Genomic DNA, 14649 nt, shown 5'->3' on the forward strand with positions numbered 1-14649 from the left:
ACTCTTCGGCAACGGCCAGTCCCGCCTTCGAAAAAAAGCGAGCGAGCCTGCGCGATTCAGATGACGCGCCGATCCAGGATGCCGCGAGCGGTCCGGGAAAGGTTCGCCGTCTCCGCGTTCTTCGTTACCTGAGTTATATGACAGTTTGTTGTGAGCCCCGTCAATTCACCCAGGCCTTTAGGGGGGGTGCCTTTTTCGCCGCCTAACGTCTTTCCTTGCGCTCTCAGTAGCCTTTGCGGCGATCGACGAGATGACGGAGCGGCCGGCCAGCCTCGTAAGCGGCAATCTCGCCGATCACGTAGCGGCTGAGCGCCACCGGGTCGCTCTCGGCAGCGACATGCGGCGTCAGGAACAGATTGGGAGCCTGCCAGAGCGGGCTTTCCGGCGGCAATGGTTCGCTGGTGAAAACATCGAGGCTGGCGCCTTTCAGCCGGCCGTCCGCCAGTGCGTCGACAACATCTGCCTCCACCAGTGACCGGCCTCGACCGGCATTGAGGATCACCGGCCCGCCAAGCGGCCCGTCCTTGGCGAGCGCGTCAATGGCCGCACGATCGATCAGGTTCTCGGTCTCGGCCGTCAATGGCAGCAGCGAAACGAGAATGTCGGTGCGCGCAAGAAAGGGAGCAAGGCCCTCTTCACCGTGGAAGCAGTCGACGCCATCCATCTGCTTTTCGGTCCGGCTCCAGCCGCTCACCTTGAATCCCAGCGCCGTCAGCGCTCGCGCCGCGTCACGACCGAGTTCGCCAAGCCCCATGACACCGACACGCACGGCGCTCGCCGCCCACTGACGAAGCGGCCGCCAGTTGCCGGTAGCCTGCGCCGCCGCGTAGGCGGCGTGACGACGGTGATGCAGCAGCACATTGAGCACGACCCATTCCGTCATCCGGCCTGTGAGGTCGGGATCGACAATCCGGACGACGGGAAGGTCTGGAAGATCGGGATCGGTGGTGAGGTGGTCAACACCGGCACCCAACGAAAAGATTGCCTCAAGCTTGGGGAAGGTCGCGAGATAGCCGGGTTCCGGCTTCCAGACCAGCGCGTAACGGACGGTGGCGACGTCGAAGTCATCACCAGGCAGGACGACCCTCCGATCGGGCGCGGCTTCCCGCAAGGCATGGATCCAGTGGTCGGGCTTCCAGCCCCGAACGGCAACGAGAATGGTCATGGCGTTTCCCGAGTATGAAGGTGGCGCCACATTGCCCGGCAGGACGCAGGGAAGGCAAGCCTCGCTCCTTTCCCTTTCGCCACGCCCAAGCTTCACCCACAATGCCTGAGGCCGCCCTTACCGCTTTCAGGGATTGCCCGGATGGTTGCTATTGACGAGAATAGCTGCCTTGCGTATCTGACTTTTCATGTCAACACGTCCTCTCGTCATTCTCCCTGCCCCGCAGCTTCGTCTGACCTCGGCTCCTATTGCCCGCGTCGATGACGGCGTTCGCAAGCTCGCCGAGGATATGCTCGAAACCATGTACGCGGCGCCGGGTATCGGGCTCGCCGCCGTGCAGGTGGGCGAGATGACCCGCCTCATCACCATCGACGTATCGCACGACGAGGACGTCAAGGAGCCGCGCGTCTTCATCAATCCGGAAATCCTTTGGAAGTCCGAAGATCTGTCGGTCTATGAGGAAGGGTGCCTCTCCATCCCCGAGTTCTACGAGGAAGTCGAGCGCCCTGCCCGCGTCCGCGTTCGCTATACCAACCTCGCCGGCGAGCCGGAGGAGCTGGAGGCGGACGGTCTGCTCTCCACCTGCCTGCAGCACGAGATCGACCATCTCGAAGGTGTGCTGTTCATCGACCACATCTCCAGGCTGAAGCGCGAACGCGTCACCAAGAAGTTCATCAAGGCGTCCAAGGAAAAGGCGCGAATTTAGTTGGCCAATCGCCGGCGGGCCTCCGGCCCTCGGCTTTCGCGCTCCGCGCGGGCGCCGCTTGGCGCCGGAAGCCGCTGACGCAGTTTTTCCGGCCTCAATCGCCGGCGGGCCTCCGGCCCTCGGCTTTCGCGCTCCGCGCGGGCGCCGCTTGGCGCCGGAAGCCGCTGACGCGGCTTCATAGGATCGATACGCCCCCTAACGCTTGACGGCGCCGCCCGCATGGTATGAAAGGCGGGCAGAACAACCGTCAACGGGGTCGAAATGCCGCTCAGGGTCGTCTTCATGGGAACGCCCGACTTCTCGGTGCCGGTGCTCGACGCCATCGTCGGAGCGGGGCACGAGGTGGTCGCCGCCTATACGCGGGCGCCGAAGCCGGCCGGGCGGGGCATGGACCTCCGGCGCTCACCGGTGCATGCGCGGGCCGACGCACTCGGCATTCCGGTGTTGACGCCCAAAACTCTGAAGACCGAGGAGGCGCAGGCGGCCTTCTCCAACCACGACGCGGATGTCGCCGTAGTTGTCGCCTATGGCCTCATCCTGCCCAAGCCCGTGCTCGACGCTCCCCGCTTCTGCTGCCTCAATCTGCATGCCTCGCTGCTGCCACGCTGGCGCGGCGCCGCGCCGATCAACCGCGCCGTCATGGCCGGCGATCCGGAGTCCGGCGTCATGGTCATGAAGATGGAAGAAGGGCTCGATACCGGCCCGGTGGCGCTGACTGCCCGTGTCGTCATCCGTTCGGACATGACGGCCGGCGAGCTGCACGACGCTCTCTCGCCGACTGGGGCCGCGCTGATGGCTGAGGCGCTCGGCAAGATCGAGGGCGGCTCGCTCACCTTCACCGCCCAGGCTGAGGACGGGGTCACCTACGCCTCGAAGATCACCAACGAGGAGACACGCATCGACTGGCGGCTGACAGGCTCGGCGGTGCACGACCACGTTCGCGGTCTTTCCCCCTTTCCAGGCGCCTGGTTTGCCGCCGACCTTGGCAAGGGCGAGGAACGGATCAAGCTTCTCCGCAGCGAGCGAGCGGATGGGGCGGGAGCGGCCGGCACACTGCTGTCGCCCGACGGTGTCGTCGCCTGCGGAGAGGGCGCCGTGCGCCTTGTCACCGTGCAACGCGCCGGCTCGAAGGCGATGGCTTTCGCCGATTTCGCGCGTGGCGCCCGCCTCGCCTCCGGCTTCAAGTTCGGCTGACCGCCATGCCCCGCTACCGGCTTCTCATCGAATATGACGGCACCGCCTTTTGCGGCTGGCAGTCGCAGGCCGAGGGAACCGGCGTCCAGGATTATCTGCAGCGGGCGATCTTCCGCTTTGCCGGAGAGACGGTCGTCATCAAAGGCGCCGGGCGCACCGACGCGGGTGTGCACGCGCTGGGCCAAGTCTGCCATTTCGACATCGCCAAGACGCTCCGTACCGACACCATCCGTGATGCCGGCAACGTGCATCTTCGGCCGCATGCCATCACCATCGTTTCAGCCGAGGAAGTGCCGGATAGCTTCGATGCTCGCTTCTCCGCCGTAAGGCGCCACTACCTCTATCGCGTTTTCTCGCGGCGAGCCCCGCCGACCCTAGAGCGCCATCTCGTATGGCACGTACCGGTGCCGCTTGACGTAGAACGTATGGCGGAAGCCAGCAAAGTTCTTCTCGGCCGGCACGATTTCACCACCTTCCGTTCCTCCGACTGCCAGGCGAAAAGTCCCGTGAAGACGCTCGACCAGCTCGACGTCGTCGCAGCCGGCGGCGAGATTCACTTCCTGGTCTCGGCACGCTCGTTCCTGCACAATCAGGTGCGCTCGATGGTGGGGGGACTGAGGAAAGTCGGAGACGGCCGCTGGACGGCCGCCGACCTCCAGGCCTCGCTGGAGGCCGTCGACCGTTGCGCCTGCGCACCGGTGGCGCCACCGGAAGGGCTCTGCCTGATGCGGGTGGATTACTGACATAAGCAAAGGGCGGGAAGTTTCCTCCCCGCCCTCGCCAAATCAGATGAACGTCCGCCTCACTTCGGCCAGACGAAGGTCGTCGGCAGATGCTGGTAGAGCCAGGTCTCGGTCAGCGTCTTGTCGCCGGCGCGGAGATAGAGGCGCATGTCGACCGGGTTGGGACCATCACCCTTGAAATCGAACACAGCACGCCAGCGGGTCGTACCGACCACTGGCAGCGTGTAGACCCCAGAGATTGAGCCGGAAGACGCCGACACCACCGCCTCAACGCCCGATGACTGGTTGTAGTCCTTGAGGTCGCCACCGTCGAAATCGATCACATATTTGACGACACCAGCCGGACGCTCCTGACCGGGAACGCCACCAAAGCCGAGACGTGTCGAGTAGACACGGCCGACCGAAGCCGGACGCGGCTCATTGGAACCCCAAGTCAGACGATAGTCGAAGGCAATCTCGCTGCCCTTGCTGGCCGGCTCCGCCGGCAGCCAGTAAGCGACGATGTTGTCGTGGATTTCGTCATCGGTGGCAATCTCGACGAGTTGCACGGCGCCGTCGCCCCACTCCCCCTTTGGCTCCACCCACACCGTCGACCGTTTCTCGTAGAAAACGCCGTCGTCCTGGTAGTCCTCGAAATTGCGGTCACGCTGGCAGAGGCCAAAGCCTTTGACGTTCTTGTCGACAAAGGTCGACGTCATCACGTTGAGCGGGTTGTTGAGTGGTCGCCAGACGCGCTCGCCGGCACCGTTCCAGATCGACAGACCATCCGAATCGTGAATTTCCGGCCGCCAGTCGGGCGCCCGCTGACGGTTGGTCTCGTCGTACCAGAACATCGACGTGAGGGCCGCGACACCGAAGCGGGCGATGTCTTCGCGGGGATAGAAGCGCACGGCCATATCCATGACGACCGTCCGATCTTCGTCGCGGCTGACGTCCCACCGCACGGCGCCGGAAACGCGGGGCCCTTCCAGGTCGGCATAGATGGCGAACTGGCCGTCCTTGGAGGCGCCGAAATAGAAATTGGTGAAGCGCGGGAATTCCTCAGGCGTCGGCATGGCGACGTCGATGGCCAGCGCGCGTGCCGACAGACCGTATTGATCGAGTGCACCCGACGAGCGGAAATAGGCGGCACCAAGGAAAGCCAACCAGTCGCGCTGGCCGGTCTCGTCCATGACGCGGAAGCCGGCAAAGCCAATGTCGCCAGGCAGGCCGGCCGCCGGATTATCCTTGGGGATGGTGAAGTAGTCGGGCGAGTAGAGGACTTCCTGCGCCTTGTCGCCGTCGATCAGGTAGATGCCGACCGGCAGCTTGAAATAGCGGCCCAGATGGAAGAAGCGAAGCGGCGCTTTGCCGCCGGCAGCCTGCACCGTATGGTCGTCCTTGAACTTGATTTCCCAATGTCGATCGTAGTCGATGGCTTCGAGGGCATCGAAGGCGCGTGGCACCTCCGGCACATAGGCGGCAGCGGCGCGGTCTTTCGCGGCCGTCATCAACTTGCTGAAGGAAAAGGGCTTGGGCTTGCCGAGCCTGGTCGACGCCTCGACGGCGCGCGCCTCGGTCACGGAAAGGTTCGGGACGAGCCCGAGGGCGGCCAGCATGGCCAGAAGGTCACGGCGGGTGAGCTCGGACGACATGAGAGGGTATTACTCCGGCGAAGATCGGCACCCACTTTGCCGGCTGATACCGGGGCGAGGCGCGACGGGCGCATACATAGACCGATCAAGGCTCGACGAACAGTAGGCGAACGCGGCATAACTAATGTGATGATTGATGATTCCCGACAATCCCACCCTCCGGACGAGCGGCTGTTCGAGCGCCTTACCGGCACGGTGGAGCGCGTTACCTTCCACAACGAGGAAAATGGCTTCTCGGTGCTGAAGGTGCGCGTGCGCGGCCGCAAGGATCCGGTGGCCGTTGTCGGTCACGTTCCGACGATTGCCGCCGGCGAAAAGATCGACGCCGAGGGCCAATGGATGACCGACAAGGTCCACGGCCTGCAATTCCGCGCCGATCGCATCGAAACGAACGAGCCGACCGGCAAGGACGCGGTGATTCGTTTTCTCGGCTCCGGCCTGATTTCTGGGGTCGGGCCAGCCATGGCCGAGCGCATCGTGCAGGTGTTCGGCGCCAAGGCGCTCGACGTCATCGAGAAAGAGCCGATGCGGCTCGTCACCGTTCCTGGCCTCGGCAAACAGACCGCCTCCCGCATTGCCGAGAGCTATCGCGAGCGCAAAGCGGTGAAGGACGTGATGATCGCCTTCCAGGACAAGGGCATCGCCACGGCGCGTGCCGTCTCCATCTGGAAGGTGCTGGGTCCGGACGCGGTGAAGCTGGTGGAGGAAGATCCCTACCGTCTTGCCCGCGAGGTACGCGGCATCGGCTTTGCGGGCGCCGACGAGATTGCCGAGAAGTTCGGCATCAACCGATCCGCGCCGGAGCGCATCAGGGCCGGCATCGCCCACGCCATCGAAAGCGCCGCCGACGACGGCCATACCGCCGTGCCGCGCGCCGATGTGTTCGAACGAGCCGAGCGCCTGCTGGGCATCGACGCCGACGCCGTCGCGGCTGAAGTGGAGGGGGCGATCGCCCAGGGCGAAGTCGAAACCTTCGACATCGACGGCACGGCTTATCTGGCCGTTCGTCGCCTCGCTCGCTTCGAGCGCTCCGTCGCCAGCCGCCTGAAAGCATTGGCCGAGGGGCGACCACCCTGGGGGCGGATCGATGTCGACACCGCCGTCGAGCGCTTCGAGACACGAAAGGGCATGAAGCTCAGCCCATCGCAGCACGAGGCGCTGGCGTTGGTGGCTGGTGCGAAAGTGTCAGTGATCACCGGCGGCCCGGGCGTCGGCAAGACGACGCTGCTCGAAGCGCTACTGGCCACCGTCGCGGCGGCAAAGCTGACGGTGGCGCTGGCCGCCCCAACCGGCCGGGCAGCCCGCCGCATGGCCGAACAGGCCGGGCGCGAGGCGAAGACGATCCATCGTCTCCTGGAAATCGACCCGACCACCGGTGGCTTCAAACGCTCGGCGTCCGAACCGCTGGAGGCCGACGTTGTGGTGATCGATGAGGCGTCGATGGTCGACGTGCCGCTGATGGCCGCGCTGGTCGAGGCCATCCCGCTCAACGCGGCGCTCATTCTGATCGGCGACGTCGATCAGTTGCCGTCCGTCGGGCCGGGACAGGTGCTCGCCGACGTCATTGCCTCCGGCCTGGTGCCGGTCGCCCGGCTCACCGAGATCTTCCGGCAGGCCGAGGAAAGCAGGATTATCGTCAACGCCCACCGCATCAACCGTGGCGAATGGCCCGAACCGCCGCCCTCCGGTGAGCTTGCCGATTTCTACGTCATCGAAGCGCGCGGCGCCGACGACGCGCTCGCCAAGATCCTGGAGGTGGTGGGCAACCGCATTCCACGCCGCTTCGGACTCGATGCGATGCGCGACGTGCAGGTCATCACGCCGATGCAGAAGGGCATCTGTGGCGCTCGGAATCTCAACGACCGCCTTGCCGAGCTGCTGAACGGCGCGCCGCTCGACCGCATCGAGCGCTTCGGTCAGACTTATGCCACCGGCGACAAGGTGATGCAGATCGAGAATGACTACGATCGCGACGTGTTCAACGGCGACCTCGGCATTCTCAAAAGGATCCGGCAGACAGAGGACGAGATCGTCGTTTCCTTCGACGGTCGCGACGTCAAATACGGCCTTGAGGATCTTGAGTCGCTGACGCGCGCCTATGCCATCACCATTCACAAGAGCCAAGGCTCGGAATACCCGGCAGTGGTGATCCCGCTCTTGCGCGACCATGCGATCATGCTGGCCCGCAACCTCCTCTACACGGCGGCGACGCGCGGCCGGCAACTGGTCGTTCTGGTGGCGGAACCACGGGCGCTTGAGATGGCGCTTTCCGGCGACCGGATCCGACGCCGCTTTACACGTCTTAAGTCGATGTTGGCCGGCTGACCCGTCCCGGACGACAGGTGATTGACGCTTCGAAATGCCCGTTTCGTGCCGCGTCGCTTGAAGCCGGACGTCGGCATAAGCGGTCCCAATTGCATGCTTTGATTGGTCAGAAAGCCATTTGCCCTCGCCTTGGCTTACGCGTAACGTCGGGGAACAACGATCTAATTCGGGAGGCGGGTCGATGGTGGATCTCGGGGTGCGTGAGGGACTGACGGACGGTGGGGTCCGGGCGATCACCGAGGGAACCCATGGTGATCCCTTTGCACTGCTGGGGCCGCATCGGGTATCCGGCGCACGCACGGTGATCCGTACTTTCAAGCCCAATGCTCGCGCCATCACATTGATTTCAGCCGATGGGCGCAAGCTCACCGACTTCCAGCATGTCGAGGGTGGTCTTTGGGTCGCCTTTGCGCAAGGCGATCCGGGTCTCTACCGTCTCCACGTCGAGTGGCCGAACAGCAGCCAGGAGTCAGAAGACCCCTACTCCTTCGGGCCGTTGCTCGGCGAGATGGACGTCTATTTGCTCGCCGAGGGCCAACACCGGCACCTCGCCGACATGCTGGGCGCCGTGGTTACCGAGGTAGGCGGCGTGCCGGGCGTTCGTTTTGCCGTCTGGGCACCCAACGCACGGCGCGTCTCGGTGGTGGGCAACTTCAATTCCTGGGACGGCCGTCGCCATCCGATGCGGCTGCGTCGCGAATGCGGCGTCTGGGAGCTGTTCATTCCACGCCTTCCCATCGGCGAAGCTTACAAATACGAGATCATCGGCGCACAGGGCGAACTTCTGCCGGACAAGGCTGATCCTGTCGCCCGCCAATATGAACTGGCACCGGCGACGGCCTCCATCGTCGCCGATCCCAAGCCGTTCGAGTGGCATGACGCCACCTTCATGCGTAACCGCCCCGCCTTCCAGTCGAAGACGGCGCCGCTCACCATTTACGAGCTTCATGCCGGCTCCTGGCAGCGGCCGGACGGTAAGCCGGTAACTTGGCGCTTCCTTGCCGAGCATCTGGTCGCCTACGTCAAGCACATGGGCTTCACCCATATCGAGCTGTTGCCGATCATGGAGCATCCGTTTGGCGGCTCTTGGGGCTACCAGCCGCTCGGTTTGTTCGCACCAACCGCCCGCTACGGTTCGCCGGCCGACTTCGCCCGCTTCGTCGACGCCTGCCACGAAGCTGGCATCGGCGTCCTTCTCGACTGGGTGCCGGCGCATTTTCCGACCGATGCTCACGGCCTTGCGCATTTCGACGGCACGCCGCTTTACGAACACCGGGATCCGCGCGAAGGCTTTCACCAGGACTGGAACACGCTGATCTACAACTTCGGCCGCACCGAAGTGATCGGCTTCCTGGTGGCGTCGGCGCTGGAATGGCTGAGGCGCTTCCACATCGACGGCCTCAGGGTCGACGCCGTCGCGTCGATGCTCTACCGCGACTATTCGCGCAAGCCGGGCGAATGGATCCCCAACAAGTATGGCGGCCGGGAAAACCTGGAAGCCGTATCGTTCATCAAGCACCTCAACGGCGTCATCGCCCATGAAGTGCCCGATGCCCTGATGATTGCCGAGGAATCCACAGCCTGGCCGGGCGTTACCGCCGCGCTCGCCGATGGCGGCCTGGGCTTTTCCTACAAATGGAACATGGGCTGGATGCACGACTCGCTCGACTATTTCGCGCTCGAGCCCATCCATCGCAAGTTTCACCACAATCAGCTGACCTTCGCGCTGATGTACGCCTACTCAGAGCGCTTCGTGCTGCCGCTCAGCCACGACGAGGTGGTGCATGGCAAGCGCTCAATCTTCGGCCGTATGCCCGGCGACGAGTGGCAGCGCTTCGCCAACATCCGCGCCTACTACGCCTTCATGTGGACGCACCCCGGCAAGAAGCTGACGTTCATGGGCAACGAGATCGCCCAGGGCCGGGAATGGAACAACGACGGCACCATCGACCTCTGGCTGGAGGGCCGGGCGAGCAACCTCGGCGTCCAGCGGCTGATGCGCGACCTCAACACGCTTTACCGGGCCGAGCCGGCGCTGCACGCCCGCGACTTCGAGCCGGAAGGCTTCCAGTGGGTAGTGGTGGACGACAACGAGCAATCGACGCTCGCTTATATGCGCTGGGGCTTCGAGACGGATGCGCCTTGCCTCGTCGTCGGTAATTTCACACCGGTGCCGCGCTCGGGCTACCGGGTGGGTGTGCCGCGCGCCGGCCTTTGGCGCGAAGTGTTCAACTCCGACGCCGAGATTTATGGCGGCTCCAACATGGGCAACAAGGGGCGGCTCACGGCTTCGGACACTGCGAGCCACGGCATGAATTTCTCGCTGGACCTGACCTTGCCGCCGCTCTCCGTCGTCATCCTGCGCTGGGATGGAGAGGTGCCGGCCGTGGAGCCGAAACCGGCAAAGAAAAGCAAGGCGCAGAGCTGAGACGTCTCGCCTGGATGGGAGGCCGACGAGGCCTCCCTACTCTGCGAAATACCTGTCCAGGAACGTTCTGTAGATCGCTTTCAAACGGTGAAGATCGTCAAGCGCGACGTTCTCGTCGACCTTGTGCATGGTCTGGCCGACGAGGCCGAACTCGACAACCGGACAGTAGGTCTTGATGAAGCGCGCGTCCGAGGTGCCGCCGGTGGTGGATAGTTCCGGCCGGCGGCCGGTGACTGCCTCGACCGCATCGGACAGACCGCCGATCAGCGTCGCATCGTGGGTCAGGAAAGAGACGGCGTTGGTCGGCTCGAACGTCAGTTCATAGGCGAGTGGCTCCGACCGACCAGTGCGTAGTGGCGCCGCCTCGATTGCATAGCGCACTCGCGCCGCGATCTCTTCATGGAGCGCCTCGACCGTCCAGATGTCGTTGAAGCGGATGTTGAAGGCGATCTCCACTTCGGCCGGCACGACGTTGGTGGCGCGGTTGCCCGTCTCCACCGAGGTGACTTCGAGGTTGGACGGTTGGAAGCGCTCGTTGCCGACGTCGAACGGCGGATCCATCAGGGCAGCGATCACGGACGGCGCTACGCGCAGCGGATTATCGGCAAGATGCGGGTAAGCGACGTGGCCCTGAACGCCCTTCAACTTGACGAAACCTGACAGAGAACCACGCCGGCCGACCTTGACCATATCGCCGAGGGCAGTCGGGTTAGTCGGTTCGCCGACGATGGCGTGGCTGAAGCGCTCACCGCGCTTCACTGCCCAGTCGAGCAGCTTCACCGTGCCGTTGATCGACGGCCCCTCCTCGTCGCCGGTGATGAGAAAGGAGATGCGACCGCCAAAGTCGTCATTATCCTCGACGAAATCGAGGACAGCCGCGACGAAGGCAGCGATGCCGCCCTTCATGTCGACGGCGCCGCGGCCGTAGAGCCTGCCCCCCTCGATGTCGCCGGCAAACGGTCCGTGGCTCCAGAGCTCCGGCTTGCCCGGCGGCACCACGTCGGTGTGACCGGCAAAGGTGAGATGGCGATTGCCGGCACCGATGCCGGCGAAAAGGTTCTCGATGTCGGGCGTGCCCGAGTCGCTGAAGATGGGTCGTTTCACCTGAAACCCGGCCGGCGCCAACAGCTTGTCCAGAAAGGCGAGTGCCCCACCCTCGGCTGGCGTCACCGAGGGACACATCAGAAGGTCGCGAGCGATGGCGACGGGATCGTGGGGCATGTCCTTCTCCTAGAGCTTTTCCGCTGAAATCATGTTCACCGGAAAAGCTCCGTCCTTTGTAAAGACGCAACTCCGGACGCAAAACCGGTTTCCACTTTTGCTGGAGTTGCTCAAGAATGCAAACGGCCGGCAGTTTCCCACCGGCCGTTCGGATAACACGAATTGACAGCTCGGTCAGTCGCGAAGCAACTCGTTGATCGAGGTCTTGGAGCGGGTCTGGGCGTCGACCTTCTTGACGATGACGGCGCAATAGGTCGACGGGCCCCAGTTCTGGCCGGGCAGCGGTTTGCCGGGGATCGAGCCGGAGACCACCACCGAATAGGGCGGGACCTTGCCCATGTGAATTTCACCGGTGGCGCGGTCGATGACCTTGGTCGACTTGCCGATGAAGACGCCCATGGAGATGACCGAACCCTCGCCGACAACGACACCTTCGACAACCTCGGAACGGGCGCCGATGAAGCAATTGTCCTCAATGATGGTCGGGCCGGCCTGCATCGGCTCGAGCACGCCGCCGATGCCAACGCCACCCGAGAGGTGGACGTTCTTGCCGATCTGGGCGCAGGAACCGACGGTAACCCAGGTGTCAACCATGGTGGCGGTGTCGACATAGGCGCCGAGGTTGACGAAGGACGGCATCAACACCGCGCCCGGCGCGATATAAGCAGAGCGGCGGACGATGGCGCCGGGAACGGCGCGGAAGCCGGCGGCTTCATAGGCGGCGGCATCCATGCCCTCGAACTTCGAGGGGACCTTGTCCCACCAGGCGGCGCCACCGGGGGCACCGGCAATCAACGCCGTCGGCGTCAAGCGGAAGGAGAGCAGCACGGCCTTCTTGAGCCACTGGTTGACCACCCACTCGCCATCGATCTTCTCGGCGACGCGCGCCTTACCGCCATCAAGCAGATCGAGAGCCGCCTCGACGGCGTCGCGCACTTTGCCTTTCGTCTCCTGAGTGACGGAGGCGCGGTCCTCCCAAGCAACGTCGAGTGTGGCGGCGAGGTCGGCATAGGCGGCCGTGGCGGCAGTCTCGGTCATGATGATCTCCGAATGGCCATGCAGGGTTGGCATCGGTTTCGTGCTTTAGGGGTTTTGCCCGGCGCGCGCAACAAAAGCGGCACTTGCCACGACACAACGCTTTACGCCTCTATGCCCGTCGCCGCGAAGATGGCACGGCATGACAACGGTCAGCTCAGACCGGCGAAACCATCTCCGACTCAAAGGGTTATACCCGTCGCCATGGGGCGGAGATGGGCAAACCGGCGCCTGACGCTCCGAGAAGACAGCTCCAGGCGCCACAAGCAGAGGGTCGCATAAGTATTTATCTCGATAGCCCTTGCAGCTGGCAATCGATCAGCCGGCCTTTCGGTCTTTCTTTTTGCCTTTATAGGGCGCCTTGCCGTCGCGCGGCTCTTTGTAAGGTGGCTTGCCGTCGCGTGGCGCTTCCTTGTACGGCGCCTTGCCGTCGCGTGGCGCCTCCTTGTACGGCGCCTTGCCGTCGCGTGGCGCTTCCTTGTACGGCGCTTTGCCGTCGCGCGGCGGCTTCACCTTGCCCTTGGGGCGATCGTCCTCACGCCGCGGCTTGTCCTTGCGGGGACCGGCCGGTGCCGCTGACGGCGGTCCGTCGGCGCGGAAGATGATAACATTCTCGTCGTTGCCAGCGGCGGAGAGCCGCTCCATGGCGGCGATGCCGCCCGGTGCCACCTCGGCAAAGGTCTCGCCGTCGGCGAGGCGGATGGCGCCGAAGTCGCGGCCCTTCAAGCCGGATTGGCGGCACAGGAAGGCGAGTATGCGCTTTACCTCGGCGCCGTCGCGACGGCCGACCGACAAGCGGAACCAGGCCGAGCCGGTGAAATCGACCGACTCACGCAGCTTAGGCCGCTCGGGTGCGTCGGCGCGGCGAGACTTGGGCTCGACGGGGTCGCTGATCTCTTCGGGCGACGGCAGTCGGGTGCGGGCGAGGCGAACGAAGGCGGCTGCCAGTTCCTCGGCCGTCCGCCCCTCGGCAAGCCGGCTTGCGAAGGCGCGCTCGTCCTCACCCATCTCCTCGCTGAGCAGCGGATCGGCGAGGAGGCGTTCTTCATCGAGCCTGTGGATCGTATCGGCCGACGGCGCTGCTTCGGAGAACAGTTCGATGCCGGCGCCGGCGAGAAGGCTCTCGGCACGACGGCGTCGGTTGGAGGGAACCAGCAGGACGGAGACACCCTTGCGACCAGCCCGGCCAGTACGGCCGGAACGGTGCAGCAGCACCTCGCTGTCATGCGGCAGATCGGCGTGAACGACGAGGCCGAGATCAGGCACGTCGAGCCCGCGCGCCGCCACATCGGTGGCAACGCAGACGCGGGCGCGGCCATCGCGCAATGCCGACAGTGCCTCGTTGCGCTCGCCCTGCCCCATCTCGCCGGATAGAGCCACCACCGAAAAGCCGCGCTCGAGAAGCGCGCCGGTGAGGCGTTTCACGCCCTCGCGGGTACCGCAGAAGACAAGGGAGGTGATCGCATCGTGGAAGCGGAGAAGGTTGACCACCGCCTTCTCGATCTCGTGGGGGAAGACGCGAACGGCGTGATAGTCGATATCGGCGTGGACCTCGCCGTCCTCGGCGACATCGACGCGCGTTGCATCCGGCCGCATGAAGTCGCGGGCGAGACGGACGATATCGGACGGCAGCGTGGCGGAGAACAGCAGCGTCTGGCGATCGCTAGGAGCGGCGCCGAGCAGCTTCTCGAGGTCTTCTCGGAAGCCCAGATCGAGCATCTCATCGGCCTCGTCGAGCACGACGGCCACCGCGTCGCTCAGATCGAGATTGCGGCGATCGAGATGGTCGCAGAGGCGGCCAGGCGTGCCAACGACGATATGAGCGCCCTGCGCCAGCTGCCGCTGCTCACGGCGCGGGTCCATGCCGCCGACGCAACAAACAAGGCGGGCGCCGGTTTCGCCGTAGAGCCAGGCGAGTTCGCGTGCCACCTGCAGCGCGAGTTCGCGGGTGGGCGCGACGACGAGAGCGAGCGGCTTTCCGGCCGGCGCGAAAATTTCCGCCGGGCCGAGAAGGCGCTCGGCAAGCGCCATGCCAAAGGCAACGGTTTTGCCGGACCCGGTGCGGGCGGACACCAGCATGTCGGCGCCAGCAAGTTCAGGCGCGGCGACGGCCAACTGGACGGAGGTAGGATCGGCGTAACCACGGGCGGCGAGTGCTCGCGCCAACGCGGGATGAGCTTGAGAAAAAGACATGAGCT

The 14649-nt window shown here is 64.6% G+C and carries 10 protein-coding genes; 5 read left to right on the plus strand and 5 right to left on the minus strand.

The window, feature by feature from the left end; all coding sequences use genetic code 11:
* Window positions 1-223: 223 nt before the first annotated feature.
* Entirely contained in the window at window positions 224-1165 is a 942-nt protein-coding gene (locus AB6N07_RS25060; RefSeq protein ID WP_370675747.1) for a 2-hydroxyacid dehydrogenase, read from the minus strand.
* 187 nt (window positions 1166-1352) lie between these two features.
* On the opposite strand from AB6N07_RS25060, the gene def reads away from it, so the two are divergent.
* The 3 genes from def (at window position 1353) to truA (ending at window position 3808) form a co-directional block, all read left to right on the plus strand.
* On the plus strand, window positions 1353-1871 hold the full coding sequence (gene def, locus AB6N07_RS25065; RefSeq protein ID WP_370675748.1) for a peptide deformylase: 519 nt from the start codon (window positions 1353-1355) through the stop codon (window positions 1869-1871).
* A gap of 261 nt (window positions 1872-2132) precedes the next feature.
* Window positions 2133-3065, plus strand: a complete 933-nt coding sequence (gene fmt / locus AB6N07_RS25070) for a methionyl-tRNA formyltransferase (RefSeq protein ID WP_370675749.1) — start codon at window positions 2133-2135, stop codon at window positions 3063-3065.
* A 5-nt stretch (window positions 3066-3070) separates the two neighbouring features.
* Window positions 3071-3808, plus strand: a complete 738-nt coding sequence (gene truA / locus AB6N07_RS25075) for a tRNA pseudouridine(38-40) synthase TruA (protein WP_370675750.1) — start codon at window positions 3071-3073, stop codon at window positions 3806-3808.
* 59 nt (window positions 3809-3867) lie between these two features.
* Here truA and AB6N07_RS25080 read toward each other — a convergent pair whose 3' ends face one another.
* Entirely contained in the window at window positions 3868-5442 is a 1575-nt protein-coding gene (locus tag AB6N07_RS25080) for a glucan biosynthesis protein (RefSeq protein ID WP_370675751.1), read from the minus strand.
* A gap of 129 nt (window positions 5443-5571) precedes the next feature.
* On the opposite strand from AB6N07_RS25080, the gene AB6N07_RS25085 reads away from it, so the two are divergent.
* On the plus strand, window positions 5572-7767 hold the full coding sequence (locus AB6N07_RS25085) for an ATP-dependent RecD-like DNA helicase (protein WP_370675752.1): 2196 nt from the start codon (window positions 5572-5574) through the stop codon (window positions 7765-7767).
* 181 nt (window positions 7768-7948) lie between these two features.
* The gene (gene glgB / locus AB6N07_RS25090; RefSeq protein WP_370675753.1) at window positions 7949-10195 is read left to right on the plus strand and encodes a 1,4-alpha-glucan branching protein GlgB; all 2247 of its coding nucleotides are present in this window, start codon (window positions 7949-7951) and stop codon (window positions 10193-10195) included.
* A gap of 36 nt (window positions 10196-10231) precedes the next feature.
* Here the strand turns inward: glgB and dapE are convergent, their stop codons facing one another.
* The 3 genes from dapE to AB6N07_RS25105 form a co-directional block, all read right to left on the minus strand.
* Entirely contained in the window at window positions 10232-11416 is a 1185-nt protein-coding gene (gene dapE, locus AB6N07_RS25095; RefSeq protein WP_370675754.1) for a succinyl-diaminopimelate desuccinylase, read from the minus strand.
* A 174-nt stretch (window positions 11417-11590) separates the two neighbouring features.
* Entirely contained in the window at window positions 11591-12454 is an 864-nt protein-coding gene (dapD, locus tag AB6N07_RS25100) for a 2,3,4,5-tetrahydropyridine-2,6-dicarboxylate N-succinyltransferase (RefSeq protein WP_370675755.1), read from the minus strand.
* Between the two features lie 315 nt (window positions 12455-12769).
* Window positions 12770-14644 (minus strand): DEAD/DEAH box helicase, encoded by a 1875-nt coding sequence (locus AB6N07_RS25105; protein WP_370675756.1) that lies wholly within the window; start codon window positions 14642-14644, stop codon window positions 12770-12772.
* Window positions 14645-14649 lie beyond the last annotated feature (5 nt).

This window comes from Pleomorphomonas sp. PLEO, assembly GCF_041320595.1.
Lineage (GTDB): Bacteria > Pseudomonadota > Alphaproteobacteria > Rhizobiales > Pleomorphomonadaceae > Pleomorphomonas.

Bases quoted from the DNA above. Each gene is read 5' to 3' on its own strand.
- AB6N07_RS25060 (WP_370675747.1), bottom strand. From the start codon at position 1,165: ATGACCATTCTCGTTGCCGTTCGGGGCTGGAAGCCCGACCACTGGATC.
- def (WP_370675748.1), top strand. From the start codon at position 1,353: ATGTCAACACGTCCTCTCGTCATTCTCCCTGCCCCGCAGCTTCGTCTG.
- fmt (WP_370675749.1), top strand. From the start codon at position 2,133: ATGCCGCTCAGGGTCGTCTTCATGGGAACGCCCGACTTCTCGGTGCCG.
- truA (WP_370675750.1), top strand. From the start codon at position 3,071: ATGCCCCGCTACCGGCTTCTCATCGAATATGACGGCACCGCCTTTTGC.
- AB6N07_RS25080 (WP_370675751.1), bottom strand. From the start codon at position 5,442: ATGTCGTCCGAGCTCACCCGCCGTGACCTTCTGGCCATGCTGGCCGCC.
- AB6N07_RS25085 (WP_370675752.1), top strand. From the start codon at position 5,572: ATGATTGATGATTCCCGACAATCCCACCCTCCGGACGAGCGGCTGTTC.
- glgB (WP_370675753.1), top strand. From the start codon at position 7,949: ATGGTGGATCTCGGGGTGCGTGAGGGACTGACGGACGGTGGGGTCCGG.
- dapE (WP_370675754.1), bottom strand. From the start codon at position 11,416: ATGCCCCACGATCCCGTCGCCATCGCTCGCGACCTTCTGATGTGTCCC.
- dapD (WP_370675755.1), bottom strand. From the start codon at position 12,454: ATGACCGAGACTGCCGCCACGGCCGCCTATGCCGACCTCGCCGCCACA.
- AB6N07_RS25105 (WP_370675756.1), bottom strand. From the start codon at position 14,644: ATGTCTTTTTCTCAAGCTCATCCCGCGTTGGCGCGAGCACTCGCCGCC.